This is a genomic window from Bacteroides sp. UBA939 (genome assembly GCF_002293435.1).
Lineage (GTDB): Bacteria > Bacteroidota > Bacteroidia > Bacteroidales > Bacteroidaceae > Bacteroides.
This window is the reverse complement of the sequence record NZ_DBDF01000170.1, coordinates 1-6,830: the sequence shown is the minus strand read 5'-3', so window position 1 is coordinate 6,830 and position 6,830 is coordinate 1. Positions and strand designations below refer to the sequence as shown.

Below are 6,830 nucleotides of genomic sequence, written 5' to 3'. Positions count from 1 at the left end.
ACTCCCATAACTACTGAGCGAAGAGATAACTCCTTTAACTACTGATTCACATTAATTTATTATATTTGTCGAATAAACTAATATTTGCCATGAAACATTTGAAAATTCTAACTTCCCTTCTCTGCATTGCTTCTATCATATTGGCGTGCGGCGGAAACAATGGAGCAAAGCCCGGTACGGACGAACTTCCAGGCAATGGAGATACCCCTGCCGCAGAGTTTGCCAAAGGTGCAGACATCAGTTGGGTAACGGAAATGGAACAAAAAGGCATGAAGTTCTACAATGCCGCCGGTACCGAAACGGACTGCTTTCAACTGATGAAGGAACTTGGTCTGAATGCCATCCGTCTCCGGGTGTGGGTAAACCCCGAAGAGCATGGAAACTGGTGCAACAAAGAAGACTTGCTTGCCAAAGCAAAGCGGGCGGCAAACCTGGGGATGGACCTGATGATAAACTTCCACTATAGCGACTGGTGGGCAGACCCGGGTAAGCAGAATATTCCCGCCGCATGGAAATCCCACTCGTATGAACAGATGAAAACGGATGTGGCAAACCATACCGTTGAGGTATTGCAGTTGCTGAAGGATAACCGGATTACTCCGAAATGGGTGCAGGTGGGCAATGAAACCAGTAACGGCCTTCTGTGGGACGTGGGCAAGGCCGACCAGAATCCGAAGCAGTATGCCGGACTGTTTGCTGCCGGGTATGAAGCCGTGAAGACGGTATTTCCGCAGTCCATTGTGATTGTGCACCTGGATAATGGCTTTGACGGTAATCTCTATGACTGGAATCTGGATATCCTGAAAAGCAACGGGGCTAAATGGGACATGATAGGTATGTCGCTTTATCCTTACTGGGCGCTGGAGAGTGGCAAGGAGACTTCCGGCGAGCAAACCATAACGGACTGTATTGCTAATATCAAGAGGGTAGGTGCGAAATACAACTGCGACGTAATGGTTGTGGAAACCGGTATGGAGTGCGCCGACAGCAATGGAAAGCTTGCGAGTGCATCCGTTCTTGCTGAAGGAAAGGCGATGATGACCCGTATCATGAAGGAATGCCGCGAGAATACGGATGGACGCTGCAAAGGTGTATTCTACTGGGAACCGGAATGCAGGCCAAGCCAATACCGGTTGGGGGCGTTTACTGAGGATGGACGGGCTACGGTTATTATGGATGCTTTTGAATGAGAATTTAGTTTTAAACACAGAGGCGCAGAGAGACAGAGTTCTTTTCTTTATTGAACACAGAGGCGTAGAGAAACAGAGTTCTTTTCTTTAATTAAACACAGAGGCGCAGAGGCACAGAGTTTTTTCTCTGCGACGTAGTCGCCTTCTCTGTGTTCTTTTGTTTGTGTTCTCTTCTTAAAAGAAAGATAAACCTCTGTGTCTCTATACCTCTGTGTTCAAATAACAAAGCTGATACCTCTGTGTTTAAATAACATTTAAATAAGATTGATTAAATAAAACCCCTTACTCAACCATGAAGAAGATACTATTCATAGCAGCCTGCTGCACCCTGCCCTTCCTGCCGGCAAAGGCGCAGCGCACCGAAACCCTGTTGGAAAAGAACTGGAAATTCACCGGAGAAGATAACCCCGAAGCCATGCAAACGAACTTCGATGACCGCAAGTGGGAAACCGTAACCGTCCCCCACGACTGGGCTATATACGGTCCCTTCGACCGTAGCAACGACCTGCAGGAAGTCGCCGTAACGCAGAACTTCGAGAAGAAAGCCTCCGTCAAGACCGGGCGCACGGGCGGACTTCCTTACGTGGGCGTCGGCTGGTACCGCACTACCTTCAATGTCGCTGCCGACAAGCAAACCACCTTCAATGTCGCCGACGATAAGCAAACCACCCTCGTCTTCGACGGCGCCATGAGCGAAGCCCGCGTCTACGTCAACGGACAGGAAGCCTGTTTCTGGCCTTTCGGCTATAACTCCTTCCACTGCGATGTCACCTCTCTTTTGAATAAAGACGGCAAACCGAATACCCTCGCCGTCCGTCTGGAGAACAAACCACAATCCTCCCGCTGGTATCCCGGCGCAGGGCTTTACCGCAACGTGCGCGTAGTGACTGCCGCGAAAGTACACGTCCCCGTGTGGGGCACGCAACTGACTACGCCCCACGTCTCCGACGAATATGCTTCCATACGCCTGCTGACCACCATCGCCAACGACGAAGGCAAAGACATCCGCATCGTAACTGAAATCATCTCCCCCGACGGTAAACTGCTGGCAACCAAGGACAACACCCGTAAGATTAACCACGGCCGGCCTTTCGAGCAGAACTTCCTGGTAGATGCTCCCTGCCTGTGGTCGCCGGAGACACCTTATATATATAAGGCCGTTTCTAAAATCTACGCCGACGGCAAGCAGACGGATGAATACACCACTCGTTTCGGTATCCGCAGCATCGAAATCATAGCCGACAAAGGTTTCTTCCTGAACGGCAAGCACCGTAAGTTCCAGGGTGTGTGCAATCATCACGACCTTGGCCCGCTGGGAGCAGCCGTCAATGTTGCCGCCTTGCGCCGCCAGCTCACGTTGCTGAAAGATATGGGCTGCGATGCCATCCGCACCGCACACAACATGCCCGCGCCGGAGTTGGTGCAGCTCTGCGATGAAATGGGCCTCATGATGATGGTGGAACCATTCGACGAGTGGGACATTGCCAAATGTGCAAACGGCTATCACCGCTACTTCAACGAGTGGGCGGAGCGCGATATGGTAAACATGTTGCGCCAATACCGCAACAATCCCTGCGTGGTGATGTGGAGTATCGGCAATGAAGTTCCTACCCAATGCAGTCCCGAAGGCTATAAGGTTGCTTCTTTCCTGCAGGACATCTGCCACCGCGAAGACCCCACACGTCCCGTCACTTGCGGCATGGATCAGGTGACGTGCGTGCTGAAGAACGGCTTTGCCGCCATGATTGACGTTCCCGGTTTCAACTACCGCGCGCACCGCTACCTGGAGGCTTACGGGCAATTGCCGCAGAACATCGTGCTGGGTTCGGAAACATCTTCCACTGTAAGTTCCCGCGGCGTTTATAAGTTCCCGGTAGAGAAGCGTGGCGACGCAAAGTATGAAGACCATCAGTCGTCCGGTTACGACCTGGAGCACTGTTCCTGGTCTAATGTTCCCGATGACGACTTCGCCCTTGCCGATGATTATGACTGGACTATCGGGCAGTTCGTCTGGACAGGCTTCGATTATCTGGGTGAACCCTCGCCTTATGATACGGATGCCTGGCCAAGCCATAGTTCCCTGTTTGGTATCATCGACCTTGCCGGTCTGCCCAAAGACCGTTACTATCTGTATCGCAGCCTTTGGAACAGGAATGCGAATACACTCCACGTGCTTCCGCACTGGACGTGGCAGGGTAGGGAAGGGGAGAACACGCCTGTGTTTGTTTACACCAGCTATCCCTCGGCTGAGCTTTTCGTCAATGGCAAGAGCTTTGGCAAGCAGCGCAAACTCACTGCTGCAGAGAGTAAAGCCTTGCAGGGAAAGGATGCGCTTGCCTTGCAAGGAGAAGACGCACTTGTTTCGCACTCGCAAGAAAAGGATGCGCTCGCTTTGCAGCGCCGCTACCGTCTGATGTGGATGGATGTTCCTTACGAACCGGGTGAAGTGAAAGTCGTTGCTTACGATGCTTCCGGCAGGCCTGCGGAGGAAAAGGTAATCCGCACCGCCGGCAAGCCCCATCACCTGGAAGTGATTGCCGACCGCGACCGTCTTACTGCCGATGGCAAAGACCTGGCGTACATCACCGTCCGCGTAGTCGATAAAGACGGCAACCTCTGTCCTGCCGACAATCGCCTCGTCACCTTCTCCGTGAAGGGTGCCGGCAGTTATCGTGCCGCCGCCAATGGTGATGCTACTTCGCTCGACTTGTTCCACTTGCCGAAGATGCCCGCCTTCAGTGGCCAGTTGACGGCAATCGTGCAAACAGCCGAACAACCCGGTGAGATAGTTTTCGAGGCTAAGGCTAAAGGGGTGAAGTCGGGTAAGCTTACTTTGCGGGCTGTTGCGGAGTAAGTGTATGATGTCTGATAACTGTTTCTTAGCGTATTTCTTCTCGTTTTGGGAATAATTTAACGAAAATAAGCGCCTGTAACACACCAACTCAGTACCAACCCCTACCAACTCCGTACCATGTCCGTATAAAGGTACCCTTATACGGACATGGTACGGGCTTGGTACGGACTTGGTACGGAGCAGCCCCTGCGGTGTTACCCCCTAAGCCAACTTGTTGGCTGATAACTGCTTTAATTCCTCTAACTTCTATAAGCATGAATATTGCAGGCTAAATGTAGCAACCATCCCCCCACATTATCATTTTGACAATTTGTATTTTTAGTTAGCTGAGAATCCGTTATTTCCGTCCGGATGTCCACATGGCTGGAAATACGCGAGTGAAAATCGGTAAATGACAGACTGATAGGGGGATATCGAAATACTTACATTTATTCTGGAACAAAATAGCTCCTGAAAAGTAAGAGATAAGGGAAAAAACGGGTAGGATAAGTTAACTACTTATAAGTAACTGGTTAACTACTTATAGGTAGTTAGTGATCTACTTATAGGTAGTTAGTGATCTACCTATAGATAGTTAGTGTTCTATTTATGGATAGTTAGTGTTTCATCCCTAAGTAACAGGCTCTTTTTGCATAAAAACCGTATATCGGTCACGATTTACACCGTATATTCGTATATATATTCAAAATCTCGTGCCTGTAGCTTCTATTTCTCCTTCTTTTGCGGAAGTGTATGTTAGGAGAAAATGCCTTTTAGCTATCTTTTTGCAAATAGGTATTGGTTTGGAGTTGCATATTGATAATTCGATTGTTTCTGTTGTATGCTTAACCTAAAGGTACAAAATGCCTGTTAGCTATTGATTGTCGGATAATATTTGCTTGCATTCTTTCATAATCTACTCGGAATAATGTACATTTGCCAAACAAATTGTTTTTTGACTTATATGAGACCTATTATATTATCCATTATACTGCTTGCGTGCGGAATGTATGCTTATCCGCAAACGGGTGAGGATAAACAGTCCGGGATTGTTTTTACTCCTCCTTTTGATTTTCCTATTACCTTCTCCGGTAACTTCGGCGAGATACGCGCCGACCATTTTCATGGCGGACTTGACTTCAAGACAGGTGGCGTCAACGGTAAGCCGGTGCGGGCGTTGGCAGAAGGATATATTTCGCGTATCCGTGTCACGCATGGTTCGGGCTATGTGCTCGATGTGGTCTACAATAACGGCTATAAGACTATCAACCGCCATCTTAGCGCTTTCGTAGGTGAGATTGCCCGCCGGGTGGAAAACCTGCAATACGAAAAGGAATCGTGGGAAGTGGAGATTATACCCGAACCGGATGAATATTCCGTAAGGGCAGGGCAGATTATCGCCCTGAGCGGTAACACCGGTTATTCCTTTGGCCCGCACCTGCACCTCGACATGTTCGAGGCGGGTACTGACGACTATATCGACCCTCTGCCATTCTTCAAGAAAAAAGTAAAGGATAACACCGCTCCCCGTGCCGAAGGCATTATGCTTTTCCCGCAACCGGGTGAAGGTGTTGTAGACGGTGTGCAGGAACGCCAATCGTTTCCGCTTCACCCAAAGCAGCCCATTACAGCTTGGGGACTGATAGGAGCGGGTATTCGTGCTTATGATTATATGGATGGGGTACGCAACCGTTACGGCGTGCACACGGTTATTCTGGAAGTAGATAGCGTAGAAGTGTTCCGCAGTGTGGTAGACCGTTTCTCGGAATATGAAAACCGGATGATTAATTCGTGGACATACGGACAGTATATGAAATCGTTCATAGAGCCGGGAAATACATTGCGTATGCTGCATGCCTCGAACGGCAATCGCGGACTGATAGATATTAACGAAGAACGCCCGTATCGCTTTGTCTATACCTTGCGGGATGCGCTGGGAAATACTTCAAAGGTACGCTTCACCGTGCAAGGCAGCCGTAGTGATATTCCATCCGCAGGGTATCGGGAGAAGTATGTTTTGCATTGGGATAAGGTAAACATTCTGCAAGAACCCGGTTTGAACCTGGTAATACCGCGCGGGATGCTTTACGATGATGTCTATCTGAACTATGCCGTGCGGGCCGACAGTGGGGACATCGCCTTTACGTATCAGTTGAATGACACCCGCATTCCTCTGCATGGGCGTTGCGAGTTACGCATTGGGTTGCGTCGTTGTCCGTTGGAAGATATGTCGAAGTATTATGTGGCGGGAATCAATTCACGCGGCGAAAAATACAGTGTAGGCGGCAAGTATGAGGATGGTTTCGTGAAAACTACCATCAGGGAATTACGTACATATACTGTTGCAATAGATACTGTGCCGCCTGAAATCACTCCGCTGAATCCGAAACAATGGAGAAATACAAAACGTATTGTATTCAAGGTGAAGGACGAAGAAACCGGCATCAGCAGTTATCGTGGCACTATTGACGGAAAGTATGCTTTGTTTGGTAAACCCAATTCCATCAGTGGGAATTTAGTATATGAGATTGACCCTAAGCGAGTGGAGCGGGGCGAACATACAGTAGAGTTGACTGTGACGGACGGGCGCGGGAATACGACTGCAGGGCGCTTCACCTTTACTTGGTGATACAACCTCGATTGAGGCTGTGTAAACAACGATATCTTTCATCCGCAGATGACACAGATTACGCGGATTGATTTAGAAGCTGTGTTGAATGTATTCAGTTTTCTTTTAAGAGTTGTTTTTGAGGATATTTTTCTGTTTTTATTCGTCACATGGCCCGCTATGCTCCTCTTAAAAACAG

3 protein-coding genes are annotated in these 6,830 nt (G+C 49.2%); all 3 read left to right on the top strand.

The genetic code is table 11. From position 1 onward, the window contains the following. The first annotated feature begins 89 nt into the window (after window positions 1-89). Window positions 90-1,190, top strand: coding sequence for a glycoside hydrolase family 53 protein (locus B2Z67_RS10725; protein ID WP_291529825.1), 1,101 nt, complete (start codon window positions 90-92; stop codon window positions 1,188-1,190). A gap of 292 nt (window positions 1,191-1,482) precedes the next feature. Then, complete coding sequence (locus tag B2Z67_RS10720) at window positions 1,483-4,044, top strand: glycoside hydrolase family 2 TIM barrel-domain containing protein (RefSeq protein ID WP_291529824.1); 2,562 nt, start codon at window positions 1,483-1,485, stop codon at window positions 4,042-4,044. A gap of 943 nt (window positions 4,045-4,987) precedes the next feature. Beyond that, window positions 4,988-6,652: a M23 family metallopeptidase gene (locus B2Z67_RS10715; protein ID WP_414630802.1), complete on the top strand. Its 1,665-nt coding sequence runs from the start codon at window positions 4,988-4,990 to the stop codon at window positions 6,650-6,652. Window positions 6,653-6,830: the final 178 nt, after the last annotated feature.

What these genes read in the sequence shown, in the direction of transcription:
- B2Z67_RS10725 (WP_291529825.1), top strand. Translation starts at nt 90, where the DNA reads ATGAAACATTTGAAAATTCTAACTTCCCTTCTCTGCATTGCTTCTATC.
- B2Z67_RS10720 (WP_291529824.1), top strand. Translation starts at nt 1,483, where the DNA reads ATGAAGAAGATACTATTCATAGCAGCCTGCTGCACCCTGCCCTTCCTG.
- B2Z67_RS10715 (WP_414630802.1), top strand. Translation starts at nt 4,988, where the DNA reads ATGAGACCTATTATATTATCCATTATACTGCTTGCGTGCGGAATGTAT.